Consider the following 24,812-nt stretch of genomic DNA (forward strand, 5'->3'; position numbering starts at 1 on the left):
TCCCTGCGGATGTTCCTAACCTGCGTCTGTAATCCGTTCAGGATTTCTTGCGCCTGCTCATCGTCAGGATTCCAGATATCTAAATCTGACGGTCCATATATTACCGGAAGTCCTGCAAGGTCACGTTCAATACCGATGCCCTCAACCTCCTGTATTCTTCTCTTGAAATACCAGGAACGGTACGCATTACGCAAAATAGACCTGCTCCGGGTTGTCCTTTCGGCTCTTGGTTCGGAAAAGCAATGCCTTTTCAATCGGAATCGTGTACAGGTTGTAAGATGGAGGCGGCATCTGCGTCATTCCTTTCAGATTGTCCTCATCGTCATACTCCCATTGGTAAAGGGTTTCCTGCGCTCGTATCGGAAGTTTTCTCCATCCGATAAGCCCATCTGCATATTTACTTCGTGTTCTACCGTCTTTTGTCCTCCCCATTCTTCGTTTGTAAACAATCTCGTGATAGCTCCATCCGAATGTGAGGAATGACAAGATTTCTGATATGGTGTCAATCCATGTGTTCTGCATATCATTCATGCAGCTTTCGACAAACTCTGCCGCATCAATATCTGCCTGGCTATCTCCTCCAGGTTCCACGTTCCAATCAGTCTGTCGAACCAACATCTCGATAGCAAAAAGGATAGCGCCTACAACATCGTCATTTTCAGACATTTCTCTGTAAGCCTCTATCCCTCGTTTTCCTCTAAGCTCATGCAGGAACTCTTCGTAAATCACTCCACCATATCGCCTTTGTCCTATTCGTCCAATTTCTTTGTTATCGGCCATCTTTACCACCTCACTTTCGCCAGTAACTTTCTTTGCTCAATCCTCCATCTGTCGGAGGTGCGGAATATGTATTTCCGCTTTCAAGTTCTGTAAACGCCGAACTGCTCGCATCCACCATATCCTTGAACTTGCTTTCCGGGAAACTCTCAACCTGGTTGAAATACATCTCATTCCAGGGAGCTATCAGCACATCAACGTTGCCTTTATCCATTCCCTCAAGTCCTAACCACTGTGCAGAAAACGGCTCTGCTCTTGTAACCTTATCCCCGGATTCAGGGATGCACTTAACAGTAAAACCGGCTAAGAATTTTAAGAAACTCTGCGCCTGGTCCTTTCCTGCCTGTCCTGGGTCTTGCGGAAGTCTTGTGAAAACTCTTTTGTGCTTTGCCCTATCGGTAATGCAGGTCTGCTTTATTATCTCCCGGACATCTGCCGAGCTAAGTCTTTTATTGATAACATCGGCAATGATATAACGTCCGTTCCTCCTCTTGCCAATAAGAACACCGGCTGTATATGCCGGGTCGCCCTTTTCATCCTCGGATGTGGCTGCAAGGTCCCATCCTCTCGCCCACTTGATAACGTCTGTCGGTAATTCTTCCAGCATATTTACCTTTGTGCGGCGGAACATCAAGCCTGCGGCTGCCTTAATCTTCCAGTTGCCTCGGAGAAGCCTTTCTCTCTCAACCTCCGTCAATGCTAACAGGTTGGCTTTGTATCCTGGGTTTTCTTTCATCAAGATTTTGTTATCATCCAACGTGGACATAATGAATGTGACAGATTTCGGCATTGTTTCTGCCTCTTCCTCGCCTATATTGGCATCAAGGGCAATCTGTACAGCCTCTTTCCTTGTGGCAGCCCACATAACAGTTTCGTTAATGCGGACGAACCATCTCTTCTTGCCGGAACGTTCCTTTATCGGATAGCCGGTGTCCTGGTCTATCCACCATGAAATAAAATCAGCAACCCACGAATCCGCATCTGGATTGCAAGTTGCTCTCATGTATGGCTTTACTCCGCAAACACTACGGTTTCGGGATAGCATATAAAAAAATTGTTTCTCGGAAAAATGGGTAAGCTCATCAAATCCTATCATGGTTATCTGCGAACCTTGCCATTTCTGCAAATCATCATCTCGGTTGATATAGTCAAATGCAACTGTCATACCGTTTTTGAACTTCCACATACCTGCGCTGTATCTTCCATCGGCTCCCTTTATATCTCCATATACGTCATTGCTCGTATCCCACAAGCCGCCCTGGTTGAATATCTGCTTATATTCGTGTCGGAATATTACAGCACCAAACCGTTTGTTGTTCTTATACCTCAAAGGCTCAATCAGCAATCCGTATGACTTTCCGCCTCCTGCGGCTCCACCGTAAATAGCAATATCTGCTGTTGTTGAAAGGAATTTTTCTTGCGGTCCTTTCTGCGGCCGTATGACTTTGATATTACTCATCGTCCTCGCCCTCCTTTTCTGGCAGATATATTTCTACTGGCGTTCCACCGGTCATGCTCCATCCTCTTCGGCTTTCTTTGCCTCTCTGTCCTGTTTCTTCCGGTATTCAAATTCTTTTTCTTGTAGCTGTTGCGTTGGGTTCTGCCCTGCGGTATCTCTTAGGAACTTTGCAGCATTTACATTTCCATTCGCCGCCTGCACCAACATTGCCGCCATCACTCCCATACTGTAGTCCATATCCTCTTCGTCAATCCCTAAAGCTGTGAGCGTGGCTTTCATGGTCGATTGCTTATTCGATACCGGCATATTCAACAGCATTTCGGCTGCCTTTCGCATATCCCTTTTCTTACGCCTCGCTGCCCCGGATGCTTTACCTCCTGCTGTGGCGATTTTTCTTTGCTCGCTCTTTGTTCGGCGGTTCATAGGTATCAGATTTTCGTCATTTGCCAATGCCACCACCTCGCTTCGTTCTCAACTCCGATAAAATTAAATAAAGCAAGCGTCCTTTCTCGTCTGCTCCATCTTTTTGACCTCCAGATTAGGGGCTGTCATTCTACAAGGTATGTCGCACATTGACATATCCGTTACCGCCGCCATTTTCTTTGCCAGAATATCTTCGTCCATGATATGACCTATAATCTGATACGGCTTATGACAGCAGTACATGACTTCGCCTTTTTCATTTAAAGCCATCTGCGCCCAGCTTGCGGTGCATCTCTCTTCCTGCCTGTCGAGTAATCCCCATTTGAAATTGAGCGTCACCCTTTCATCATCCATCGCCATATCCGATACGATTTTCTTTATTTCCTCCGCATCTCTCTTTTTCCTCTCATCCCTGTAGTAACTTCCTGCGGTGCTTTCCACTGGTCTGAAAACCATGTAGTCAACGTCCAGGTCCTTATTTGCATCGTAAAATCTCTTTACATCCTCCGGCTCTTTTACAAGCTGTTGGATTCCAAGAGATGTGCCAGGACTGTTTTCTTTTTTCCATGCTGCATACGCTTTTATGTTCTCCCGGACTGTTTCATATGCCGCCACGCCTCGCAACTGCTCATAGCTTTCATGCTGTACGCATCAAGGGACACTTTCAAGTAATTCGGTTTGACCTTTACCAGCTTATTGAAATTCGTATTTATTCCCCACTGGAAATTGTTCTCGGTAAGCCATCCTGCAATCTTTTCAAAATCAGGATTGATGGTCGGCTCTCCTCCACCGGTCAGTATAAATCCCTGTACACCCATAACTGCCAGTCTTTTTGCGTATGTGATAAAATCCTCATATCTCATTGCCTGCGCCCCTGTATCCAGCTCCCACCGTCCGTAGGTGCAATAGGGACATCTGTTATTGCAATAATTTGTGAGGAATATATCTGCTGTTATGGGTTTCTTTTCCCCTGCAATCCTGTCTATATGGCTTAGCATCTTTTCGCCTGTTATGTTTTTCTCCATTTTCTAGGTATCCTCCTTTCTCTCTTTCCTCCACTTTTCATTCAGGATTTTCGGGGCTGTGTGTTCCCAGTTTATCCTGTGGTGTATTCTCTTGTGCGTGGTATACATCATGCTGACTTTTACAGCGCTCGGCATACTCATAATCGCATAAAAGGTTTTTAGGTACGTGCCGCCCTCCTTATACGCATCTGTCATTCCTCCCGACAGGCTTTGGGTTGGCAACTGTACCACGCAATATTGTGTATTTGAAAAGAACAGGTGTCCCCGGCTGCTCAATGTTGTATATGTCACAACATCTTCGTTCATGGTTCCCCTGTACTCTATCGGCGTATCTGTCTTGCAAAAGAAACTGTTCATCGCCTTTCGTAATAATCCTTTGTGGAAGTTTCCTCCGTCTACTCCTCCAACGAAATCTCCTCCCTGGCAAAATGCCACTGTATCAGCTCCCGACACCTCCAGGAACTGAATCATATCTTCAAACACTCTGTCAAAATCATGCGATGGCTTATATTTCAGCTTTCCATCTTCCTCGTACCGGTAATCAATGCTTTTGTAATCATCATCCAGCATCAAGAAGTATTTCAGCCCCAGTTCTTCCGCAATCCTCCAACATTCATTGCGAGCATAAATGATTGCCCTGTGGTCGTTGAAATTATCCATCGTATCTGCCCGGTCATATGCTGCCTGCTTATCAAATATAATCACTCGGTCTGCCCCGAAGTTCTTTTTATATTCTTCTGCCTGCTCGTCCTCATCATCTATGATGAAATATATCTTACCGGTATATCCTGCCTTTTTAATTGCAGGAACCGTAACCACATTATCGGCTCGCCCATGTGTCAGTATGAAAACTGCGAAATCATTCCTCATCGGCTTCGCCCTCCATAATGTCTGTGATGTCAGTTGCCAACTGCACATATCCGTTTGCTATGGCATCATTCACATCAATTATTACGAGTGCGGACTTTTCAAACAATTTCTGCACTTCCGGCTCTGCGTGTGCGTAATACTCTGCGATATTCCGGTAATTAAATACATTATGTCTGCGTGCCGCCTGTATCAGGAACTCCCTTATCTCCTCCGGGATGTCTGTGGCTTCAACTTCCTGTATCAGCTCATCCGCCTTGCTGCTATCCAGCATATCAGATATTTCCGGGCACTCTCCTGTAATTTCATACTGCGGTATTTTGACTTTCAGAGTGTACTTATCGTCCTGCATCTCCTCTCCCAGTTCATCCTCCCCAACAGAAAATCCGAACTGGCTCATATCAATGTTTATGATTCCCTGCATTTCTTTTCCCAGTAAGTCCTCGTCCCACTCTGCCAGCTCTGCGGTCTTGTTGTCTGCCAGCCGGAACGCCTTAATCTGCTCGTCCGATAAATCATCTGCACTGATACATGGTATGTCGGTGATTCCCAGCTTCTTTGCCGCTTTATATCGGGTGTGTCCTGCGACAATCACTCCATCTTTGTCAATGATAACTGGATTTTTGAATCCAAACTGCTGAATAGATGCTGCTACTGCATCCACCGCCATATCATTATGTCTTGGGTTGTTCTCATACGGTTTCAGTTCTCCAATCTTCCGCATGACAATTTCAATGCTGCTGTTCATTTATTGCCTCGCTCCTTTCATTTCCCCGGCTCCTGCGTCTGTTCATCCTCTGCGCTCCTCATTCCGGACAAAACAAAAAGCCATACCATGTTCAGATATGACTTTTCATGTTACTGATATTTAATTTTAGGAGCGTGGCAGGTATTTCTCCTGCCACACGAGAAAAAGAACGAGTACAGCAGCCACATTCTTTACAATCAAAACTTCTTCTGATTGCACCATACACTATATCATCGGTCGAATTGACGGTCAAAGGAAAAAAAACGGATTCAAAATAAACCGAACGGTTTTTTATTTATCCATCGGGTTCCCAAAATCATGCAAAATCATAGCATCTAAGCCGAAAAATAGCACCGTCAGGTCATTTCGTGCCTCTTTTGCATCTTTCTGGATTGTGGACAATTCCATGTTATAAAATTCCGCAATTTCCTTTGTGCTCTTCTTTTTCTCTCTGTCAAGGTACATCATCTGAATGACTTTCCATCTGCGCTGTATAATCTCATTCGATGAGGTTTCGCACTCTCTCTGGTACACTTCCAGCATCCGGTCTACGTGTGCAAGCATAAATTTTACTGCATTGATTCCCTTTAACTGCCTATGTAACGTTTTATCTTCATCAAAGATTCTGAATCCGTACAGAACATCCATATTTACGATGCTCTCATCCACCTGCTCTGCCTCATCAATAGTGCAGACTGCCTTTTCTGCATAGTCTTTCAGCTTCGTGTAATTCTCTAACAGCTTTTTGGTATTATACAGGAGGGTTTTCTTTTCCTGCGCAATACTCTTTTTTCTTGCCTTTTCGCTTCTCTCAACTGCTTTATCGGCAGCCTCCTCACAGAGTGCTTTTATTTCCTCTTTCGTGAGTGATACTCTTCTTTCTGCTTTTCCCACTTTCTCTGACCTCCTACAATTACAGATTGACTTTTCGGAATTGTCATAATAAAATGACAGTAGTTTTTGTGTTTTATGAGCCGATTGTCAATCATCGTATTGCAAGAGGCTCTATTTTTTTATTTTCTGCGGAACATATTAGCAACCGGGCAAGTGGCAAAATGTGAAATGTACCCTACGCCGGTGGCATCCTGCGTCCCAGGCTGTACAATTTCCGCGCTTACCGTTTCACCGTTCGGTGTGACGATTCTCTCTTTTCCTTTTCCCTCTTTCGGAACCCGGTATGTTATCAGCCTTGCGTTTACTGGCATATTCTTACCGTTTATGGTCTTAATCCATAATATCTGCTGGCGGCATTTTGCACAGGTTCCAAAATTTCCACGATTCGCCTTTTTCATCCTTTATCGCCTCCTTTCCAAGGCTTGAATCTTGATTATTCACTTTCTTTGCTCAAACCCTCTGTTGCTTTCCTTACCTTTTCGACCTCTTCCAGTTCAGGAAATTCAATGGTTTTGCTTAATGCTTTTACTGCCAATGCGCAACCGTTTTTCTTTTCCACCTGGTCTGCCAGGTATCTCAACGCAATTACCAACAGAGTTGCATCCGCTTTGGAATATGGCTGTACCGCTCCGATAATTTTATTGGAGTAATACTGTAACCCCTGAATGACCATCTTTGCCGATTCTTCTCTTTTTCCATCTGCAAGGATTTCCTGTGCTCTGATAATAAAGCTATGCATTCTCTTTTCTCTCTTGAACATCTCTATTCCTCCATCGGGTCATCGTATGGGTAATCATCATCGCCCTCGCTGAATGGTAATGGCATACCACTATCGTCTGTGCTATCGTAATCGCCGCTAGGAACGTCGGTATCTGTTTCCTCATCCACATTATCGGGTACGGTCATCATACCGTCTGATTCGCCGTCCTGCTCTTCCTCCTGCGGCTCTTCTGATTCCTCATTCGCCTGATTGTCCGGTAGGAAGTATGTAGGCTGTCCCTCAACGGCTGGTGTTTCACTATCCACAATATCTGCATCGTTCTCTGCCTGCTGCTCCATATCGAAAATGTTCATCTGTCCTCCGGTAGAAACATATTTCAGCACATATCGTTTCAGCTTTTCATCATATACCAGGCACATTCCTGTATCTCTCTTACCGTCCGCACTGTCCTTTACCGGCACAACGGTGGAAATCTTATGCTTGATAAGAGGCTTTTTGATTCTTACCGTTGTTCCATCTTCCTGCGGTACGAAATCCTCATTCAGTTCGATGCTGATTTTGAGGTCGATACTTCCCTCGTCCATATCAGACTGTTCCATCTTTCTGAATAACTTCTGCATCATCAGATTGAATGTTTCTCTTGCCGCCTGGAATGTATCGCTTTCCAGTGTCATTTCCTCGTAATTTAAAATACTCATTTTGTTTGAATCCTCCTATGTTTTATTTGAAAATCTATTCCACTGCCCGGATGAATACGTCCACCCTTGGTGTATCAGAATAGAACTTTCGCACCTGCGTATCTACAATCGCATTATCGTCATACCACGCTACGCCATTCAACGCGTCATATATGAGCTTTGCCACATTATCAAGGTCCGGCTTCACTGTTGGTCTGATTCTATGCTCAAGCATTTCTTTCCGCCGCTTCTTTGAGGTTGATTGTGGTATCGGATAATATGCTATGATGCGAATATCAAGAGGCTCCTTTTCCTTAAATCTCCTGCCTCTGGCAACTTCCAGGAAACACTCTGCAACCTCTTTTTCATGCTGTGTTGTCTTTTTTGGCGTGTAAGTCTTTGTATATGTACCCATTCTGGCGAATTTTGGTCGCTGTTTTCCGAACGGATTTCCAGGTACTGTAAATTTGATTGATTTCATATCGCCAGCCTCCGTTATTTCCAGTATCATTGATTCATCGCCTTTCTAATCTTCAAAAATATAGAACAGTGAACCCTCCATTGTGTAACCAAAGCAAAGGTTTCCATCATCGCAAATCAAGGCAAGCTCCAACTGCGACAGATTTGTGTTATTCTTAATGACTGCATAGGTTGAATGATTATATCCGGCCGTTCTTTTTAATACGATGTCATAATCATCCGGGTTTTCCACTTCATATCTTGAAATTTTGTACTTTTCACAAAGTTCTTTGTAAATTTCACGATTGATACTGGCTTTTTCCGATTCGTTTCCTGTAAACGCCCACTCCCGATATATCTTTTTCTCTAAGCTCATGACTTTTCCTCCTCTTTCTCTCTGTATATTTTCAAGGTGTAATCATAAGATTTCCCTGATTTTCTAGGGATTCTGCCCGGTCCTACTGTGTATCCGTTTTTTACCAGGATTCCAGTCATGATTGACCGGTCCTCCACTGTTGAACAAATCAACTCCGCTACTTTTTCCATCGCTTAATCCTCCAATAATCTCTTTCGCATCTCATCGTATCTATCCGCCGCCTGGTTCATCCTCCAGGATGCCCCGGCTACTCTGTGCGGAAAACACATCGCAAAAATTCTGTCATATATCCTTTTGTATCTCGTATCCATGTTTTCTTTCATATCCGTCAACATCAAATTAGTTGTCAGAATCAGCGGCTTTCCTGCGAGGTATCTGCTGTCTATCACGTTGTAAACCTTTTCCAGTCCATAATCCGTATTGCGCTCTGTTCCTAAATCATCGATGATAAGCAGCTTTGCATTGTTCAGCCTTGCTATCAGCTCTGATTCCTCCACCTGCTTGTCCTGTATCATCTGTAATATTTTTACAAATGATGTCATTATTACCGGTATTTTCTGATTCAGCAATTCGTTTGCAATGCAAGCGGCAGCATAACTCTTGCCGGTTCCAACTGGACCATACAGAAGTAACCCCTGATTGTTCCTGTACATCTCGTCAAAATTCTGCACATAATTTCTGACTATCTTATAAAGCTGTGCATTATCTTTGTTCTGCTGAAATGTGGCAAGGTTGGCGTTTTTCAATCTGTTCTCAATAAGACTTGCTGACCGCAGGCGTTCCATGCGCTGTAATTCCTGTCTGGCCTCTTCCTGCTTCTTTCTATCCTCTTCTGCCTTTGCCTCGCATTTACAGATACAAGGAACCGTAATGGTTGCCCCATCACCGCCGGGGATTTTTACTCTGGTCTGTCTTTTCCCTCTGCATTTTCCGCAATGGATAAGACCGTCCTCGATATAATCTCCCTCGCGCATCATTTCCTGCTGTGTTCCTTTTTCTCTTGCAATCCTCTCTGCAAATCCTGTGAACAATTCTGCTGTTCCCTCCATCTGCTATGCCTCCAATCTATCTGAATGGGTTTCCCTCATCCTCTTGTGATTCCTCAACCCTATTATTTTCCCGTTTATTCAAGAAGTCCTCAAAAGGTGTATTCTCACTAAGGAACGTCTTGGCGTGTTTTATGTATTTACTCTCTGTTCTCTCTCGAACCAGTTTTTTCTTGTAATTTTCAGCCGCTTCGCACAATTCATCGGGTGACCATCCATCATTGAGGCGTGCCTTGTATTTCTTATACGCTTCGCCTTTTCCATCTTTTCTTGGGTATATCCTCCAAAATCTCTGGAAATCTGTGCTGTACTCTGTTTTCTTCGGTTTCTTTGGTGGCTCCTGCGGTACTTCCTGCTCCGGTGCTTTCTCTTCCGCCATCTCTATTCCAGGAATATCAAGAACCGACTGGGTTTCTTCCATACCATCCGGTTTTTTCGGTTCTTCTGTCTGTACCTTTTTCGGTCTACCTCCCAGCTTTCCGTTTCTTCTGTTTATCTCACATCTGGCATCGTACTTGTCGCTATCTCTTTTGAGCTGTGACCGGATAAAGGAGAAAGCCATTAAAGGCAGTCCTGCCAGCTCTTCACAAGGCAAATCATTCACATAACAGAAGATTGCCTTTATCAGCTTTCCAGCCTCCTCATCAGACATGAGCGAGAAGTGGTCTATATAATCGTTATAAAGTTGAAAGCTCTTTTTGTCCTCTGACTTTCCCATTGTATCCGCTCCAATTTCTCTAAACTTCTGCTACAAGGTCGGCTATTCCTATCGGTCTTTTCAGGACTTTAGTTTCCCGGCAGTAATCGCAGCAATGGCATCTCAAAGGTTCGATTTCTCCTCTCTTTACTGCCAGTACGTGATTGATATTTGCTTTTACAACCTCCCTCGCCTCTCTCAGGTAATTATCCTGTACATGGATAATCTCAATATTCGGTGTGCTTTCCTTACTGATTCCGGCAATATAGAACGGCAATCTCTTTCCGGTATTCTGATATACGACTTCCTGATATATTGTGCCCTGGATGTCGTACCCCCAGTAGCGGACGAAATCTAAGTATCCTATATCTCGCACCCACTCCAATTTTGTAAGGGATGCCATAACTTTAAGGTCCACAATCGCAACTCCCGGAATATAACTGTCCATTTTGATTTTCCAGGGTGTTCCATACAGTTCTGCGGTCATTATGACCTGCTTTTCCCCGGACATATATTTCATAAAGAGTTCGTCCCTCTCTGCTCTCTGAATCAGCGCATCCGCTTTTACATATTCCGCTTTCAGATTTCCATCTTTTTTGAACATTTCCGTGTGTTCACTCTTAAATGCATCAAGTGTACCCTCGAAATATCTATCAACATAGCTGCCAACCATCAATGCTGTTGAGCTTGCCTGCGCATACTCGCCTTTGAGTTTTGCAAGGGCAGCCTCCTCGCAAGCCACCCTGCCATATGTACCGTTGAAATCCTTGAACTGGGATACGGACATATACTCATAATTTGCAATGTCTGAATAATAATTTTCTTCTGTCAACTGCATTCCCATTTCTTAGACCTCCCTGTACTCTGCTCCAACAAATTTGATATAATCCAGAATCTTTTTATGCTGTTCTTCGTTTCCTCTGACCTGGATTGTCCAAATCTTTTTGCCTCCACTTAATCCCGGCTGCTGTGTTACCGGATTAGCAATCGTTCCGGTTACTGCCTGCTGATATGCGTGTCTTTCAATGCTTTCGATTGCCTTTCCCATTTCAGTCTTAGGTTCTGCAGAAGCGACAGGCTCCGGTGCTTTCTCTGGTTCCTGCGGCTGTTCTTCCTTTTTGGCAAGTGCTTCACGCTTTGCCGCCTCTTCTCTCTCCCTCTTCTGTCTTTCTCTTTCCAGAATCATTTCTTTCTGCTTGCGAAGCTCCTGGACCTTAGATAACGCCTCGGATAATACCAGATTTCTCTCATATACCTTTTTCGCATCCTCTCTGAAATCTTCCTCAATTCCATCAAGGATGTTCAGGTCGCCTTTTGTATTCTCAAATGCAGTATTTACCGCATCCTGCCAGGTTTTCTTCGTGGTGGATTTGTTCTCCCACTTACTGTCATAAATCTTAGATTTCAGCTTAGAGGCAACTGTTTCCGGTAATTCTGCAAACACTTCTGCCATGTATGCAAGAATTTCCTCTTTTTTCTTCTTTTTCTGTTCCTCTTCGTAATCCTTTACCTGCTTTGCAATCGTATTGATAGGCTCATCAATAAGCTGTGTCAGCTCCTTTGCCTGTTTTTCCATCTCATTGTATGGCTCCAGGCACTTCTTTTTGACGTCTTTTCTTCTGTCCTCAACGGATTCTTTTAACTTTCTAAGATATGCAACGGTTTTCTTCGCATCTGCGATTGAATCATCGTCAAACACAATGCCAGTGTATTTCTTCATCTCTGTGGCAAGTGCCGTTTTCAATTCTTCAAAATTCCAGTTAATTTTTCCTACTTCCTGTTTTACTACTACCTGTAATTCGTTCATTTTCTCATCCTCCTGTTATTTCCAAGGTAAATCGTCCATTGCTGATTCATCCGGCATCATAAAACCCGTGCCATCAGGCATCGGCTGTGGCTGTTCCTCCTGCTGCTGTTCAAAAGGAATTGCCTGCTGTGTCGGTTCTTTTGTTTCCTGCGGTTGTGACTGTTCTACCGGTACAGGCTCTTTCTTCGCCTGCTCCATCTGCGCGAACACATCAACCGGCGCGCCATTATCCGGTAATGCGGCTGTAGCTGTTCTTCCATCAATGAACACCGGCTGACCGTTTTCAAACTCCACATCGCCGCCTGCAAGATATGCTTTCTGCTGTTCGATGTTGTCAAAATCAAGGTCAATCAGCTTGCACAATCTGCGGAGGACTGTCTTTTTATACATCTCTCCTGTGCTACTCTTCCAAGCCTGGCTGTCTTTGGCTTTGGAATATGTATTTCTGACATTCTCGATTTCTTCTACGCTCATGGTGTCATACATCATTGAGCCATCTTTGAAAACTACAATCGCAAAAGCTCCAATCATTGGCTTGTTGGAAAACGGCTGTGGTCTGTAGATTACATTCTGAACGCCTGCGTCCACCTCTTCTGTAAAGAAATCATCCTGTCGGACCACTTTTGCAAAAATGTCCTTAATCGGATTTCTGGAAAATCTCTTGCACATTTTGATTTCGCCTTTATAGTCCGTTTGAAAATTAAGTTCCCCTCCATACGGAATTGCGTAACATTCTCCGTTGAAATAATCCAACCCCAGATATGCCGCTTTGCACAAGCACACTGCCATTGATTCAAATGTCAGCTTGCAAAGCTCCGTCTTTTTCTTTTTGTCTTTCAGCATTTCGGAAATAACCGTAACCGTATTCAAGGCGAAACGCTCCTGATTAAATCCTGCTGGCAATGCTGCTTTGTGGGTAGTTAATTCCTTGATAATCGAACTCTGCACCCCTGAAAGCCACTGTTTTTCTGTCATTTCTGCCATCGTCTGTAACCTCCTGTTTTTGTGTTTTTATATATCTCTCAAATTCCATCATCCCGGTTGAAACTTCATTTATTGCATTTCTGATAAAATATTCTTTTATCACGTCCGGGAGTAAATACGGAATGTAAGATTCATCCTTACCGGCTACTGCCGCTTTTCTCTCTGCGTACTGCACCAGTTCTGTAAACTTCCTGTCTGTCATGCTGTACCCTTGCTTTTCTGCGTCTTTTCTTATGTCCTCGTATAATTCCTGCATCAATCAGCACTCCTCTCATCATCCTTATGAGCCATTCCAGAAAAAGCATAAATGCCGGTGCTAACCATTCGCCGCCTATTGCAAAATGCCCCTGCGTGTTGTATCTCACTCTGATGAGCACTCCTAACAGTGTGAATCCAACAGTTAATGCTATCCAGTGTTTCACTATCATGCGTTCCAGCATCTTTCTCATTCCTCCCTGTCTATGTAAAAATCATGCCCGCCATGCGAATACAGGTAATTCAGATTATCTCTGTGCCATGTTCTACTGCTTTCACTCTCGAAATAGGTTGCTCCCAGGCTGCCGTCCCATTTTTCTGATACAATCATCTGCAAAGCCTCAAAGCATTCTTTGTTCGGCTCAACTTTTTGGAATCTTCCGTTTGCAACCGGTGTGAATTGCCCTTTTTCGTAAATCACTTCTGACACCGTATCAGGAAATCCCTCTGCTTTTGTTCTATTCAGAACTACCAACATGACAAGAGCTTTCCCCTCCACATCTTCGCCCTCGGCTTCTGCCATGGCTATTTTGCAAAGCATATAGGCATCATCTGCATTTATTTCTTCATTCATGATTGTGCTGGTATATTCTGTCTTGAATGTTTCCTGCGGTTCCTCTGTGGTAATTGTTTGTGTGTTATCTTCAATAGAAACTTCATAACCAGATACATCCTGCGCTGATGCAGTATATCTTTGTTTCCCATGCATACACACTGTCATTTGAACTGCGGCAAACATCATCGCCGCATCAACTACAAGGACCTTAATTTTTCTTTTATGCGCTCTTTGCATTGTTATCTCCTTTCAGCGGCGTAACGAATATCCCTAAATCAAGTTCTGGCATCGACTGTACAGCCTCCAAAAGTTCCTCGTCAGAGCAAATATTAAATTCTTCTTTCAGGACTTCTTTCAGTCTGTCAATCAGTTCCATGATTTTTACTTCCTCTCCGCCATCATTCGCAGTTCTGTAATAGCCTTATAAACTCCATCTAAAGACTGAACCATTTCTTTCAGTTCTTCTCTCTCGGCTGCCTCAACCTTTCCGTCCTCGGCAATCCTCAATAATGTTTTTTGGATTTTGTCGATTTTCTCATCCTCCAACCCTGAAAGCATTCTTACCGTAATGCCCTCTATGTTCCCTGCCTCTGTTGCTATTGGCAGTTCCTTTCCTATCGGACATTCGCTCTTGCAGTAGATGCATTTCAGCTCTGGTGCGTTGTACACCTCCGCCATCATCACAACCACATCTACAGGAATGTTTTTCGTTATTCCCAATTCGTAATGTGCAAGGTTGATTCGGAAATCCCAAGTATTTCAGCCGCCCCGGCTCTGCTGTTCAATCTCTCATTATGTATTGCAGCTCTTTTCCTGCACTCAAAATACACGTTTTCGTTCATATCCTGTAACCATCCTCTATGTCAGTTCTCTTCGCTTTGCCCTATACTATTAGCAGGTTGATAAATGGCGTCGTAATCATTGCTGATTCCCAGGCAATCGCTCACTTTGTTTACTGCCGGTTGGCTGTAAATCCTGCCGTTAATAATTGAGGATAAATATGGTCTTGCCAGCCCGGTTTTTGTTGCCAGCTCGGACACATCCATGTCCTTGTCAATTAAGGTGTGCTTTACCAACTTGCACCAAGGCGGAAGTCTTTTCTTCATCTCGCACCCTCCCTTTCTCGGTTCCGCTTATTCTTTACTTTTGTAAGGTTCTCATGTAAAATAATGAGTATGTAATCTTTATTTCATTCTCAAATGCATCTTACATTGGTAACTATAACTCATAGTTTTGAGTAGGTCAACCCCTGTAACGCATTTTTTTGAGTTTTTATTTTAGGAGGTCATTATGTTATACGATAGATTTCGTGAAGCCTGTGAAAAGCGAGGCACTACAATAACACAAGTTCTGCGTGATATAGGGCGTGCAGAGGGAAATACAGGGAGCTGGAAAGCAGGAAAATCCCCGAAACTGGACATTGTTATGGAAATGGCTGAACACCTCAACATGACATTGGATGATTTTGTATATGGCGATAATCCACCTATCGCAAAACCATCAACGCAAAATAGTGAGTTATCCGATATGGAGCAGGAACTTCTTGAGGTTTTCTCCCACATACCGGCGGACAGACAGCAACTGTGTCTGGACTTCTTACGCACTCATATGGTCCAACCCGAAAAGTATGCCGACAAGATGAACGCGTAATCACTTTGGACTATGCCAGATACCGGCGTCTTAATAAACCGGAATAATTTCAGAAAGGACGGTGTGCTATGTCAAAAACTGACAATATCATAAAGCTGTATGAGCCATCATCCAAAGGCAATGACAGCGAGCGTGATGCTTACGTTCAGGAACTCCAACGTTTGCTCGCTTGCTATCAGCTTGCCAGTTCAGATGATAAAAATGTCGTTTGGGCAGTGCTGAACAAATATGCACCGCATATCGACACGATATAGCCCCAGGCATGGGGCTTTTCTTGTTGTATGGGAAAATCATTATGAGAAATAAATCATTGGCAGGAAGAGCCAATAACCGGGCAGAACGCCCTCGTAAGGTTGCTATTTACATTCGTGTATCTACAACCCATCAGATAGATAAGGATTCTCTGCCGATGCAGCGCAAGGACCTTATCGCATATTGTGAACTTATCCTCGGCATTGAGGATTACGAAATATTTGAGGATGCAGGGTACTCCGGGAAAAACACCGACCGGCCTGCGTTTCAAGAAATGATGCAGAAAATACGTGCCGGCTCATTCTCCCATTTACTTGTCTGGAAGATAGACCGTATCTCTCGTAATCTTCTGGACTTTGCAGAAATGTACGAAGAGCTTCAATCCCTGCGAGTAACTTTTGTCAGCAAAAATGAGCAGTTCGATACTTCAAATGCTATGGGTGAAGCTATGCTCAAAATCATTTTAGTGTTTGCGGAACTCGAACGCAACATGACATCGGAGCGTGTTACTGCAACAATGATTTCAAGAGCTAACCAGGGATTGTGGAATGGCGGCAGGATTCCTTATGGATATTCCTACGATGCGGAAACTTCTGCGTTCTCCATCATCCAGGATGAAGCGGATGTGTGTCAGCTTATGAAAACAGATTATTTTGAGCATAAATCCATTATTCATACTGCCAGGTTACTGAACGATAAGAAAATTCCTACCCGGTCAGGTGCGCTCTGGTCCCCTACTGCGGTATGGAAAATACTGTCCAGTCCTTTTTACGCCGGTGTCTACCGGTACAACCATTACAAAGGAACTGAAAACAGAACTCTCAACCCGGAGGAAGAATGGGTGCTTGTCCCAGACCATCATCCTGCAATATTCACTTTGGAAGAACACGAAAAATTATGTGATATTCTTGATGCGAACAAAAGAACCGCCAATCTTCCAGGGCAAAAACACCGGGCAAAAAATGTGTATGTGTTCTCCGGCATCCTTTATTGCGGAAAATGTGGTAATAAACTGGTTTCCACTCCCGGCAGATTGCAGGCAGATAATTTCCGCACTACCACTTACTCATGCCCGAAAAAGAGGAAAACGCACGAGTGTGATAATCCATCTGTAAATGATTTGATTGTTGGAGAATTTGTTATAAATTATATTTTGAATATGCTCAACGCAAAAAGTTCTTTTTCCTCCATCAACTCCCCTGCGGAACTTGAAGAGCGTTTGCTTTATGGTGGCTCATTCAAGGACGTGCAGCATATCTCGGAAGATGGTCTGAATGAATTTTACAATCTTCTATCTCGGTACGGCTCGGATAGTTCCTATGTCTTTGCTGTAAAACACCCTCGCAAGAAAAAGGCTGCTGTCAATCCAGAAGTCGAAGCTCTCCGTAAGGATAAGGAAAAGCAGGAACGTGCCTTGAAGCGATTGCAGGATTTATACCTTTATTCCGAAAGAGCAATGACCGAAAAGGATTTCATCATACAGAAAAATGAAATATCCTCCAGGATTCAGGACATTAACACCCGGCTTGGTATGGTTACGCACGATGCCAATTCCACATTATCGGATGAGGATTTTGTGCGGCAAGCAAGCCATCTCCTCATTACGAAAAAACTCATTGGTCGGGATTATATTTATTATAAAGCCCTGGCACAGACCGTTTCGCCGGATGTCCTCAAAATATACATGGAAACTATTTTAGATTCTGTTTATGTGATTGATGGGCGTGTTTCCTCCATCGTGTTTAGAAATGGTCTTACTCATACTTTCATATACCAAAAATGATACCGGCATGAATGTCGGGAACAAAATAACCCAGAAGCCGCATAGCTCCTGGGTTTCATTTTATCCCATTATTCAATTATTTTTCAGATGTGGGATTCCTTACTTTTGTAAGAAAACGGTGTTATTCTATAAACATGGCATCCCCAAAACTAAAGAAACGGTACCGTTCCTTAATTGCTTCGTTATACGCATTCAGAATATGTTCCCGTCCTGCCAGTGCAGAAACCAGCATCACCAGAGTCGACTCCGGCAGATGGAAGTTTGTGATCAGGCAATCCAGAATCTTGAATTTATAACCCGGGTAAATAAAAATCTCCGTCCAGCCGCTTCCAGCCTTTAAGATTCCATCTTCCCCGGTTGCAGACTCGATGGTACGGCAACTGGTCGTACCAACGCAGATCACACGTCCGCCCGCTGCTTTCGTGTCGTTGATCTTCTTCGCCTCGGATTCTTCTACCACATAAAACTCCGAGTGCATGTGGTGCTCCAGCACATTCTCCACCTTAACCGGACGGAACGTGCCAAGACCAACATGCAGCGTTACATGGGCAATCTTCACGCCCATTGCCTCGATCTGCGCGAGCAGCTCCTTCGTAAAATGCAGACCTGCGGTCGGCGCAGCAGCAGAGCCGTCATGCTCCGCGTACACGGTCTGATACCGGTTCTTATCCTTTAACTGATGGGTAATGTATGGCGGAAGCGGCATCTGTCCTAACTGATCCAGGATTTCCTCAAAAATGCCCTCGTAGGAAAACTGGATCAGGCGGTTGCCCTCCTCCACAACATCGATGACGGTACCTTTTAACAGACCCTCGCCAAATACAATTACCGTGCCCGGCTTGCACTTTTTGCCCGGCTTTACCAGAGTCTCCCAGATATCGTTCTCACGGCGCTTTAACAAAAGCACCTCGATTTTCGCCTGCGTATCCTCCTTCACGCCAAACAGACGCGCCGGGATTACCTTGGTGTTGTTGATGACCAGACAGTCACCCGGTCTTAAATACTCCGTAATGTCACGGAAATGGCGGTGCTCCATCTCTCCGGTGTTCTTGTCCAGCACCAGGAGTCTGGAGGCAGAACGGTCCTCCAGCGGATCCTGTGCGATCAGCTCCTGTGGGAGGTCAAAATCAAAGTCTTTTACATTCATGGTTTCCATTTATCTTATCTTCTTTCTTTTCTTCACTCTTTGTTTGCTGTTTATTTGTTTTTTCTTGCCTGGCTCTTTGCTCTCACTTTGTGCCTTGCTCTTGCTTTACGCCTTGCTCTTGCTTTGCTTATCTTTCATTCTAATTTGCGGTATCCGCTGCTGTGCTGTCACCAGACTCCGCACCGATGCTTACCTCGGAACCTGCGGTTGTTTCCACGGCTGTTTCTGCACCTGTCTCCTGCGCGCTTCCTTCACTCGATTCCAAAGAAGCTTCTGCACCATCTTCCCCGCTCTCAGAGGTTTCCCCGTCTCCGATCACTACCTCCGGCTCGTCCCCATTGTCGTAAACCGGAGAGCCGTCACGCAGCACACCGTAAACGCTGTTTAAATCCTCGTCTGAATTCAACGCTTCTTTCAATTTCACATTCACACTGGAAGCAAGCTTTCTCACCTCTTCCGAGTGATTGGAAACATCGATCAGCTGCAGAACCTCTTCCGAAAGGTTTTCATCCTGGATGATATGGTAATTGCCCTCACTGTCTTTCTCCACGTAGCACCACATAATCATAGGTGCCGCAGTTTTTACGGAATGAAACTTAATATCTGCCAGTGCATAGACCAGCCAGCTGTCTGCCATCGCGCCATCGCGCACATAGGTTGTAATATTGTCAAACTCCTGCACATACTTGGAATTGCTGCGCAGGCGGGTTTTCTCGTGCTCCAGCTCCGTAAAGGAAAGACCGGATACCCCGTAAATCTCATTCATGGTGTCTGCGTCCCCGCTGGCCCGCGCAGTAAAATATTTTTTCATCAGACTTAAGACTTCCGGCACACTGTCATGAGTCAGATTTTCCGTTGCGTAAGGATCCCCGTTTTCTTCTGAAGCTTCTGTCTCCGCTTCTGCTGCCGTATCGGTTTCTGTCTCTGCAGATTCACCGATTTCTGCCATTGTCTCCGGTTCCTGCTCCTCTGTTTCTGCCGTTTCCGTTACCGTAGGCGGTTCCTCTGCCCGTTTTTTTCCGTAATCCGCAAGTACGATCACGATCATCAGCACAATGACTACAAGCGGAATCACAAGAACCGGAAGCAGTGCCTTTTTCTCTGCATCTGCACTTTCATTCTGAAAAAAATTCCAGTTATGTTTCATAAAATGTTATCCTCCAGCTTTTCAAAATTACCACTGCTGTATCACATTCTGATTGCATACAAATAGCAGATACATCATATCAAAATCAGGCTAAAAAATCAACAAATCCCCTTGCAAATTCGAAAAAAGTATAGTATCATGATAGAGATGCGTCTGTAGCTCAGTGGATAGAGCAGTGGCCTCCGGAGCCGCGTGCGTAGGTTCGATTCCTATCAGACGCATTTTTCTTTTATCCAGTATTTAAGCGGATTCCTCGCAAACCCGCATAAATACTGGGTTTTTTCGTGTTTTCTAGTTTCCGCATTTGTTCCCATTTTTCGCATTTTCACCCCGTTTTTCTCGCCTATGCAACACGAAATGCAACACGAAAAATGCCTCTGAAAAGCGCATATTTACTGGCTTAATTCGGGGTACTGCAGAGCACCGTCCTGGTCCGGGGTAAGAGTCACTGGCTCCGTAACCATGCGTCCTGTATCGTCCAGGCAATACCACTTGCCACCGACCGTCTGCAAGCCTTTTGCCATTGCGCCGTCGGCACCCAGGTAGTACCAGCTGCCGTTGTATCGGTACCAAGTATTGTGTACCATTAGACCCGCGCTGTTAAACCAGTACCACTTATCTCCGTCCTGCCACCAGGCATCCCGGACACAACGGCCGGATCCGTCCCGGTAGTAGTAACGCCAACCACCGTCCTCCTGCTGCTAGCCAGACTTAATCTGCTCCAACACCGGAGTTAAAAAGAGCGTTCTCTCCTCCTGGCGGCGTTTGGTGAGCCCGGCCAGCACTTTGCCACCTGCTTTGTTATATGCCAGGATCATGTAAGCAATTTCCACACGCGTTCGGGATCCCTGTGCAGTCAGACCGTCGATGCTGCCGATGTTGTAAGCAAAGGACACCAGGGCGTCAAACTCGTTCTGGGTCCATTGGTAGCGGTCGTACTTGTCCACCTTCGGGGCATATTTGCAGTCAATAGACTGGCGCAGCCACTCATCTGCAGTCTCCTGACTAATGCGCAGCCCCTGGCAAATCGTGGTGCCGGTGATAGCCTTGTCCGCATTGGTGGTGCCATAACCGATAGTCCAAACACCTACGGCGTCCTGATAGGCTGTCAGACGGCAGCCCTCAAATTTCTTGATCAGTTTCAATCCGTTTTCTGAGATTTTCATTTGACATTCCTTTCCGTTAACGTTAACTTTTGGAATATTGACAAATTAAGAAAAATAGAATATGATGTAGGCAGCTAAGGAAAGTGATGGACTTCCATAAGGCAAAAACGAAAACCCCAGAGGGCCCTAATCCTCTGGGGTTTTCTTGTTCGTCACGGTGAACTACTCCGTTCGGGCTGTTGCTGCCTATTTATCTCTGTCCAGCCATTTGCATATGTAGTGGCTAACTACTCCTGCTAAAACAGAGACAAGAAAAGTGATGGACAATTCTGCCATAAGGCATTCACCTCCTTTCTGCTGGAGGTTCGGCAGCTTCTACATCATATCATATTTTATGTCAATACTCTACATGATTTCTGTTGCAATATCGCAATGGCGGCCGTCACCCGGGCCGCCGCGGGAGATATCTGGATCACCTTCTTCTACGCTTTACTGTCTCCATTCTCTCTATTGCTATCAATCTTGCTTTTCAGCGCTGCTATGTACTTCATAAGCCAGCCCGGTACCGGGGCGCCCATGCGGCCAGCATTCTCGGTGATTGACAGTGCTTCATTTAATAAATACCAAACCGTTACAAGTAACGACAGCATTGTGTTCGGCAGCGTAAATCCTAAAACATCTGATGTCTGAATGATAATATAATCAATGACCATAGCCACGGCGATCACAAACAGATATGCCACCTTTTTGGCAATGCCCTTTGCAGGACGTCGAACTCAAAATGAAAAAACGCTTCATGCTGATCTGATTCTTGCCAGTATCACCCAACTTATTACCGTTGTTCTTGCAGACAAAATCAACCACCATGAATACATTCGAAGCTTAAAGTCTCTCATAGCATAGGACTTACCAACTTAATAAAGCCTATGGCTTATTTAAGTGTGCCTAAAATATTCCGTCATTTAACTTTTCTGTATCTATCATCTCCATTTATTGTGGATAACTGTTCTCATATTTCAATTTTGAGTTTCGCAATTACCTATCTGTGTTATACTTTTGCAAAAGGCAGTAAAAAGCACCCGAAAATCCTTTTGCCGTGGATTCGGGTGCTTTTTGTGTACTATATTAATTTGCAATGCGGGTGCTCCTCATCAAAAAAGCGGTACCGGATCCAGTCATCCAGTACAATGCCGATCAAACTCACAGGCACCCACAGCACCATGTACTGTGGACAGATCTGTCCAAGGACATTGCCAGGCATCACGCTATAATCCCACACGCCCCAGCAAAGCCACAGGTTGACGATGCAACCAGTCAAAAACTCAAAAGCCGTGATCCCGATCGTGCCGATCCACACCTGCTGCCACAGCGGTGTGTCCCACTGCAGCACCTCATTGATCAGCCCAAATATGACAAAGCACAGGCCACCCAGGACAAACATAGTCCAGTGGCTCCAGCCGCGCCAAATCAGCTCGATCAGGACATAAAGTGCACCGCCGATGTCAAACAAAAAACTGTATTTACCAAACAGTTTAGTTACTATTCACAGTCGATTTGCTGACATGATAAATAGAGCGGAGCTATAACGCCGCTTTTCACTCGATATTCTGATGTATATTCAGTGGGGTGATGCAGAGAAGATTTCTGCAACCGTATAAGGGTTCCCTTCGCATAAACGCTGCAGTGCATCGATTTCGTTGATGCCATTTCGGCGGCAAGTTTCGATATATGTTCGGTTGAGTGCATGGTTATCAGCGGCAGCTTCCGATTCAAACTGCCGTTATAGTTTACGGTGTTATGGTCATGCATGGCCTTTGTAGCAGATGTCAGGAGGTTCAGAACATTGTCATCATCAAGGCTCTCCTTGTCCTTATGCGTATGCGCTGTATAGTAAGCAATGAATTCGTCTCCGTAGAACCGGAAACATGCTCTCTTCGCAAGAATGAAGATGATAGTATCGTCCCAGTAAACAATCTTTCTTGTGATCAGGACAAGCTTTAGATCCTCGCGGAACTGGCGGAGCCCTTTTGCGGCACGTGCCTGGAGCTTTGCAATGTATCCCTCACAGGGAGTTAATTCACCACCGGTAATTCCGGCAAGAAACATGGATGCTTTGTTCATGGCAGCGTTAACTGTGTTTGTGAGGGATAAAGCAAAAGCCTGCAATCCACTGCCATACTGAACCTTCTCCTTAAGGCTCGGAGGTATCTGCGAACGGAACACTGTACCGCAGTTATTGCACTCATAATAAAAGAATTCGTGTTTGATCTTAACGACTTTGATACGCACATCGTATTCGTATTTTACCTCGGATTCTCCGGTTGGAAGGCAGTCAGTAAGTCCGCACTTGGGGCAGCATTCATCATCCTGCAATGGATGCCCGACAGTATCTGTGATTTCGGATTCATCTGGTGCCTCAAGGGAGACTTTTGTATGGCCGATCTGTCCTCCCTTGGACTTTCCTGTGCTGCGGCGAGAGTTTGGAATAACTTTGTTTTTATTTATCGGTGTCTGTGATGTAGGAGTGCCGGTATTACTGCCATCGTGATTAAGAAGAGCCTCTGCATGAGCAAGACGGTTCTGCAGTTCCTTGATAATGGCATCTTTTTCAGCAAGAGATTCCATATATTGTTTTTTGTCGGACTCTTTAGACCGCTTAAGGTTTCTGACCGAAGCCTGCAGAGAAACGATCTGTTCCTGATACCCCAGGACTCGGTCTTTCAGTTTTGTGATTTCCGCAGTTGCCTTTTCAAAGTCGAGGCGCAGATTGCCAGTAAATTTGATCATTGAACACAGGGAGCCTTTCCTAAAGCATTGGAGATGGACGCACATACTTTTTCGTACGATCTGATGGTGGCTTTTAAGGCCTCCACTTCAGACTGTAGAGATGCGATTTCGGCTTCTTTCTCGGATATAGTTTTTTGGAGATCTGTGATCTTAGCTGAAGCAATACCTTCTTCTGTGGTGGTTACATTTCTAGAAGATGATGTTCTGCCCCGACGACCGGAGGAAGGAATAAGCTCTCCTGTTTCAGAATCGAGTGTGCCCAAATATTTTCTCTTGGGTCTCGATTGTTTGGTAACAGGATCATAGTGAGGAGTAGACTCATAAACACGGGTCTTTCCAGTTTTCTTGTCGTAGTGTTGAACGATGGTCGGCATAGTGCTTCTCCTTTCGATAGTGGTTATATTCATTATATCACAACCACCATAAAACGTCAAATGATAGTGGTTATAAATACTTGCAAATATATCCACTATATATAGTGCAATATGACAATGAAAAATAGGCTTCGCCTATTCAACTCCCCTGCCTCTCAATCTTGAGGGTGTTAGCGTCGGGCGGAATTGACCACCCAGAGTCGGATAGAATCAGCCAAAATTAGCCAATTAAAAACCGCCAATGCAATAGCCACTCCTTCCCTTATTCTGTAGCTCTATTCATTGTTAATGGCTCGCCTGCTGATAGAGCAATCGTTTCGCATTGCTTACCCCGATAACTGTTACCCCGAATCATGAAGACTGTTGCCATATCGAAAATCCGGTCCATGGCACACAGTAAAGAGGAATCCTCATTAAAGAATTCGCCCCAGGTATTCGGACTTTTGTTGCTGGTAAAGATCATGGTATTCGGACCCTCTTTGTTATAGCGTCGGTCGATGATGTCAAAGAACATTCGGGTATTCTCTTTATCGAATACACAGCATCCTACTTCATCGATAATCAGGCAGGAAGGTTTAACAAGTCCATTAATGGTTGAACTTTCTCTTCCGTATTTGCGGGCATCTGTGAGCTTCACAAAGCGTACCAGCTGCTCAACAGCGCCTTTCGTAAAGGGATGCCGGTGTTTCTTCTGCAGAACGCGGCCAGCTGAATGCACCATTATCTAATCTTTTGTAGAGAAGCAGAAAACCATCACCTTCCCAGAGAAGACCTTTGATACGATTTGTTCTCTTA

At 44.7% G+C, this 24,812-nt stretch carries 35 protein-coding genes, 1 tRNA gene and 2 pseudogenes; 4 read left to right on the top strand and 34 right to left on the bottom strand.

Annotation, left to right across the window (positions count from 1 at the left end; genetic code table 11):
• From DXA97_RS22485 to DXA97_RS17720, 25 genes and pseudogenes are all read right to left on the bottom strand, one after another.
• Window positions 1-194, bottom strand: a pseudogene (locus DXA97_RS22485) (hypothetical protein); the annotation flags it as partial.
• Window positions 187-780, bottom strand: coding sequence for a hypothetical protein (locus tag DXA97_RS17615; RefSeq protein ID WP_347561691.1), 594 nt, complete (start codon window positions 778-780; stop codon window positions 187-189). The pseudogene DXA97_RS22485 and the gene DXA97_RS17615, both read right to left, overlap by 8 nt.
• 10 nt (window positions 781-790) lie before the next feature.
• Window positions 791-2,236 carry a phage terminase large subunit gene (terL, locus tag DXA97_RS17620; RefSeq protein ID WP_118651922.1) on the bottom strand — a complete coding sequence of 482 codons (1,446 nt, stop codon included), beginning with the start codon at window positions 2,234-2,236 and terminating at the stop codon, window positions 791-793.
• 51 nt (window positions 2,237-2,287) lie between these two features.
• Window positions 2,288-2,686, bottom strand: coding sequence for a hypothetical protein (locus DXA97_RS17625; RefSeq protein ID WP_118721283.1), 399 nt, complete (start codon window positions 2,684-2,686; stop codon window positions 2,288-2,290).
• Between the two features lie 36 nt (window positions 2,687-2,722).
• Window positions 2,723-3,274 (bottom strand): hypothetical protein, encoded by a 552-nt coding sequence (locus tag DXA97_RS17630; protein ID WP_118721284.1) that lies wholly within the window; start codon window positions 3,272-3,274, stop codon window positions 2,723-2,725.
• The gene (locus tag DXA97_RS17635) at window positions 3,241-3,684 is read right to left on the bottom strand and encodes a radical SAM protein (RefSeq protein WP_118721285.1); all 444 of its coding nucleotides are present in this window, start codon (window positions 3,682-3,684) and stop codon (window positions 3,241-3,243) included. The genes DXA97_RS17630 and DXA97_RS17635 overlap by 34 nt, the downstream gene beginning before the upstream one ends.
• Window positions 3,685-3,687: 3 nt before the next feature.
• A complete protein-coding gene (locus DXA97_RS17640; protein ID WP_177957866.1) occupies window positions 3,688-4,554 on the bottom strand; it encodes a hypothetical protein in 867 nt (288 codons plus the stop codon).
• Complete coding sequence (locus DXA97_RS17645) at window positions 4,544-5,299, bottom strand: ParB N-terminal domain-containing protein (protein WP_118651930.1); 756 nt, start codon at window positions 5,297-5,299, stop codon at window positions 4,544-4,546. The genes DXA97_RS17640 and DXA97_RS17645 overlap by 11 nt, the downstream gene beginning before the upstream one ends.
• 291 nt (window positions 5,300-5,590) lie before the next feature.
• Window positions 5,591-6,193, bottom strand: a complete 603-nt coding sequence (locus DXA97_RS17650) for a hypothetical protein (protein WP_118651932.1) — start codon at window positions 6,191-6,193, stop codon at window positions 5,591-5,593.
• A 119-nt stretch (window positions 6,194-6,312) separates the two neighbouring features.
• On the bottom strand, window positions 6,313-6,591 hold the full coding sequence (locus tag DXA97_RS17655; RefSeq protein WP_118651934.1) for a hypothetical protein: 279 nt from the start codon (window positions 6,589-6,591) through the stop codon (window positions 6,313-6,315).
• 35 nt (window positions 6,592-6,626) lie between these two features.
• Window positions 6,627-6,953, bottom strand: coding sequence for a hypothetical protein (locus DXA97_RS17660; RefSeq protein WP_118651936.1), 327 nt, complete (start codon window positions 6,951-6,953; stop codon window positions 6,627-6,629).
• 2 nt (window positions 6,954-6,955) lie between these two features.
• Window positions 6,956-7,612: a hypothetical protein gene (locus DXA97_RS17665; RefSeq protein ID WP_118651938.1), complete on the bottom strand. Its 657-nt coding sequence runs from the start codon at window positions 7,610-7,612 to the stop codon at window positions 6,956-6,958.
• A gap of 34 nt (window positions 7,613-7,646) precedes the next feature.
• Complete coding sequence (locus tag DXA97_RS17670) at window positions 7,647-8,072, bottom strand: RusA family crossover junction endodeoxyribonuclease (RefSeq protein ID WP_243101377.1); 426 nt, start codon at window positions 8,070-8,072, stop codon at window positions 7,647-7,649.
• Between the two features lie 45 nt (window positions 8,073-8,117).
• Window positions 8,118-8,426 (bottom strand): hypothetical protein, encoded by a 309-nt coding sequence (locus DXA97_RS17675; protein WP_118651942.1) that lies wholly within the window; start codon window positions 8,424-8,426, stop codon window positions 8,118-8,120.
• On the bottom strand, window positions 8,423-8,596 hold the full coding sequence (locus tag DXA97_RS20385; RefSeq protein WP_182436956.1) for a hypothetical protein: 174 nt from the start codon (window positions 8,594-8,596) through the stop codon (window positions 8,423-8,425). The genes DXA97_RS17675 and DXA97_RS20385 overlap by 4 nt, the downstream gene beginning before the upstream one ends.
• A 3-nt stretch (window positions 8,597-8,599) precedes the next feature.
• The gene (locus DXA97_RS17680; protein WP_243101382.1) at window positions 8,600-9,475 is read right to left on the bottom strand and encodes an ATP-binding protein; all 876 of its coding nucleotides are present in this window, start codon (window positions 9,473-9,475) and stop codon (window positions 8,600-8,602) included.
• Window positions 9,476-9,491: 16 nt separating this feature from the next.
• Complete coding sequence (locus DXA97_RS17685; RefSeq protein ID WP_118651944.1) at window positions 9,492-10,190, bottom strand: DUF6291 domain-containing protein; 699 nt, start codon at window positions 10,188-10,190, stop codon at window positions 9,492-9,494.
• Between the two features lie 19 nt (window positions 10,191-10,209).
• Complete coding sequence (locus DXA97_RS17690; protein WP_118721292.1) at window positions 10,210-11,007, bottom strand: PD-(D/E)XK nuclease-like domain-containing protein; 798 nt, start codon at window positions 11,005-11,007, stop codon at window positions 10,210-10,212.
• Window positions 11,008-11,016: 9 nt separating this feature from the next.
• Complete coding sequence (locus DXA97_RS17695) at window positions 11,017-11,976, bottom strand: DUF1351 domain-containing protein (protein WP_118651946.1); 960 nt, start codon at window positions 11,974-11,976, stop codon at window positions 11,017-11,019.
• A gap of 15 nt (window positions 11,977-11,991) precedes the next feature.
• Window positions 11,992-12,960: a RecT family recombinase gene (locus tag DXA97_RS17700; protein WP_118651948.1), complete on the bottom strand. Its 969-nt coding sequence runs from the start codon at window positions 12,958-12,960 to the stop codon at window positions 11,992-11,994.
• Window positions 12,863-13,216 carry a hypothetical protein gene (locus DXA97_RS19935; RefSeq protein WP_147354088.1) on the bottom strand — a complete coding sequence of 118 codons (354 nt, stop codon included), beginning with the start codon at window positions 13,214-13,216 and terminating at the stop codon, window positions 12,863-12,865. The genes DXA97_RS17700 and DXA97_RS19935 overlap by 98 nt, the downstream gene beginning before the upstream one ends.
• Window positions 13,217-13,405: 189 nt before the next feature.
• Entirely contained in the window at window positions 13,406-14,008 is a 603-nt protein-coding gene (locus DXA97_RS17710; protein WP_118651952.1) for a cell wall hydrolase, read from the bottom strand.
• Window positions 13,992-14,147 carry a hypothetical protein gene (locus DXA97_RS20390; protein WP_177957878.1) on the bottom strand — a complete coding sequence of 52 codons (156 nt, stop codon included), beginning with the start codon at window positions 14,145-14,147 and terminating at the stop codon, window positions 13,992-13,994. Before DXA97_RS20390 ends, DXA97_RS17710 begins: the two co-directional genes overlap by 17 nt.
• 5 nt (window positions 14,148-14,152) lie before the next feature.
• Window positions 14,153-14,452 carry a hypothetical protein gene (locus tag DXA97_RS17715; RefSeq protein WP_147355601.1) on the bottom strand — a complete coding sequence of 100 codons (300 nt, stop codon included), beginning with the start codon at window positions 14,450-14,452 and terminating at the stop codon, window positions 14,153-14,155.
• Between the two features lie 182 nt (window positions 14,453-14,634).
• Window positions 14,635-14,877, bottom strand: a complete 243-nt coding sequence (locus DXA97_RS17720) for a helix-turn-helix transcriptional regulator (RefSeq protein WP_118651956.1) — start codon at window positions 14,875-14,877, stop codon at window positions 14,635-14,637.
• A gap of 184 nt (window positions 14,878-15,061) precedes the next feature.
• Here DXA97_RS17720 and DXA97_RS17725 point away from each other — a divergent pair, with 184 nt between their 5' ends.
• From DXA97_RS17725 to DXA97_RS17735, 3 genes are all read left to right on the top strand, one after another.
• Window positions 15,062-15,421: a helix-turn-helix transcriptional regulator gene (locus DXA97_RS17725; RefSeq protein WP_118651958.1), complete on the top strand. Its 360-nt coding sequence runs from the start codon at window positions 15,062-15,064 to the stop codon at window positions 15,419-15,421.
• A gap of 68 nt (window positions 15,422-15,489) precedes the next feature.
• A complete protein-coding gene (locus DXA97_RS17730) occupies window positions 15,490-15,675 on the top strand; it encodes a hypothetical protein (RefSeq protein ID WP_118651960.1) in 186 nt (61 codons plus the stop codon).
• A gap of 41 nt (window positions 15,676-15,716) precedes the next feature.
• On the top strand, window positions 15,717-17,456 hold the full coding sequence (locus DXA97_RS17735) for a recombinase family protein (RefSeq protein ID WP_118651962.1): 1,740 nt from the start codon (window positions 15,717-15,719) through the stop codon (window positions 17,454-17,456).
• A 121-nt stretch (window positions 17,457-17,577) separates the two neighbouring features.
• Here DXA97_RS17735 and queA read toward each other — a convergent pair whose 3' ends face one another.
• Window positions 17,578-18,603 (bottom strand): tRNA preQ1(34) S-adenosylmethionine ribosyltransferase-isomerase QueA, encoded by a 1,026-nt coding sequence (queA, locus tag DXA97_RS17740; protein ID WP_118721293.1) that lies wholly within the window; start codon window positions 18,601-18,603, stop codon window positions 17,578-17,580.
• Window positions 18,604-18,742: 139 nt separating this feature from the next.
• Window positions 18,743-19,750 carry a hypothetical protein gene (locus DXA97_RS17745; RefSeq protein ID WP_118721287.1) on the bottom strand — a complete coding sequence of 336 codons (1,008 nt, stop codon included), beginning with the start codon at window positions 19,748-19,750 and terminating at the stop codon, window positions 18,743-18,745.
• 149 nt (window positions 19,751-19,899) lie between these two features.
• On the opposite strand from DXA97_RS17745, the gene DXA97_RS17750 reads away from it, so the two are divergent.
• A tRNA-Arg gene (locus tag DXA97_RS17750) sits at window positions 19,900-19,971 on the top strand.
• Between the two features lie 171 nt (window positions 19,972-20,142).
• Here DXA97_RS17750 and DXA97_RS21255 read toward each other — a convergent pair.
• The 7 genes and pseudogenes from DXA97_RS21255 to DXA97_RS17780 form a co-directional block, all read right to left on the bottom strand.
• A pseudogene (locus DXA97_RS21255) lies at window positions 20,143-20,364 on the bottom strand (CHAP domain-containing protein); the annotation flags it as partial.
• Window positions 20,365-20,451: 87 nt separating this feature from the next.
• Window positions 20,452-20,916, bottom strand: coding sequence for a lysozyme (locus tag DXA97_RS21260; protein WP_243107740.1), 465 nt, complete (start codon window positions 20,914-20,916; stop codon window positions 20,452-20,454).
• Between the two features lie 422 nt (window positions 20,917-21,338).
• Window positions 21,339-21,599, bottom strand: a complete 261-nt coding sequence (locus tag DXA97_RS17760; RefSeq protein ID WP_243107741.1) for a phage holin family protein — start codon at window positions 21,597-21,599, stop codon at window positions 21,339-21,341.
• A 377-nt stretch (window positions 21,600-21,976) separates the two neighbouring features.
• Entirely contained in the window at window positions 21,977-22,366 is a 390-nt protein-coding gene (locus tag DXA97_RS17765) for a hypothetical protein (RefSeq protein ID WP_347561693.1), read from the bottom strand.
• A gap of 29 nt (window positions 22,367-22,395) precedes the next feature.
• Window positions 22,396-23,643 carry a hypothetical protein gene (locus tag DXA97_RS17770; RefSeq protein ID WP_118721289.1) on the bottom strand — a complete coding sequence of 416 codons (1,248 nt, stop codon included), beginning with the start codon at window positions 23,641-23,643 and terminating at the stop codon, window positions 22,396-22,398.
• Window positions 23,640-24,017, bottom strand: a complete 378-nt coding sequence (locus tag DXA97_RS17775; protein WP_118721290.1) for a hypothetical protein — start codon at window positions 24,015-24,017, stop codon at window positions 23,640-23,642. The genes DXA97_RS17770 and DXA97_RS17775 overlap by 4 nt, the downstream gene beginning before the upstream one ends.
• 262 nt (window positions 24,018-24,279) lie before the next feature.
• Window positions 24,280-24,654, bottom strand: coding sequence for an ATP-binding protein (locus DXA97_RS17780; protein ID WP_207666855.1), 375 nt, complete (start codon window positions 24,652-24,654; stop codon window positions 24,280-24,282).
• Window positions 24,655-24,812: the final 158 nt, after the last annotated feature.

This window comes from Clostridium sp. OF09-36, from assembly GCF_003481985.1.
Taxonomy (GTDB): Bacteria; Bacillota; Clostridia; order Lachnospirales; family Lachnospiraceae; genus Brotaphodocola.